We start from the raw sequence: 857 nt of genomic DNA, 5'->3' as shown, positions 1-857 counted from the left end.
CTCACCGTCTGCCCTTCAACCCCCGGCTGGTCCATCAGTGAAGTCCAGCGCCAGTTTGGCGAGTCGCCGATTGAGCAGGTGCGCGACGACGAACTCGACGGTCTGCTCGCCAGCGCTTATGCCGACACGGGCAGCGCCGCCGCTGTGGTCGGTGCTGCCGAGAATGAGGTGGACCTCGACCGCCTGATGCAGGACATGCCCGAAATCACCGATCTGCTCGACACCCAGGACGGTGCGCCGGTGATCCGCATGATCAACGCCTTGCTCACCCAGGCCGCCCGCGATGAGGCCAGTGATATCCACATCGAACCCTACGAAACCCATTCCGTGGTGCGCTATCGCGTCGACGGCACGCTGCGCGATGTGGTGTCGCCGCGCAAAGCGCTGCACGGTGCGTTGGTGTCGCGGATCAAGATCATGGCCCAGCTCGATATCGCCGAAAAACGCCTGCCCCAGGATGGGCGGATCGCCTTGCGTGTGGCCGGGCGGCCGATTGATATTCGGGTGTCGACGGTGCCCACCGGGCATGGCGAGCGGGTGGTGATGCGCCTTCTCGACAAGCAGGCCGGGCGTTTGCAGTTGGAAACACTGGGCATGGAAGCGCAGTTGCTGGCGCGCCTCGATACGTTGATCCGCCAGCCCCACGGCATCGTGCTGGTCACCGGGCCCACCGGCAGCGGCAAGACCACCAGCCTCTACGCGGCGTTGGCGCGGTTGGATGCGAGCACCAGCAATATCCTCACCGTGGAAGACCCGGTGGAATATGACTTGCCGGGCATCAGCCAGATCCAGGTCAACGCCAAGATCGACATGACCTTCGCGCTGGCATTGCGGGCGATCCTGCGCCAGGACCCGGA

The 857-nt window shown here is 64.8% G+C and carries 1 protein-coding gene; it reads left to right on the top strand.

The genetic code is table 11. The annotated features are described in order from the left end of the window. The coding region (locus AOA60_RS03930) for a GspE/PulE family protein (protein ID WP_178075317.1) at nucleotides 1–857 on the top strand (857 nt) is incomplete at both ends.

This window comes from Pseudomonas sp. 2822-17, assembly GCF_002742485.1.
GTDB lineage: Bacteria > Pseudomonadota > Gammaproteobacteria > Pseudomonadales > Pseudomonadaceae > Aquipseudomonas > Aquipseudomonas cyclaminis.
This window is presented reverse-complemented; position numbering and strand designations above follow the sequence as displayed.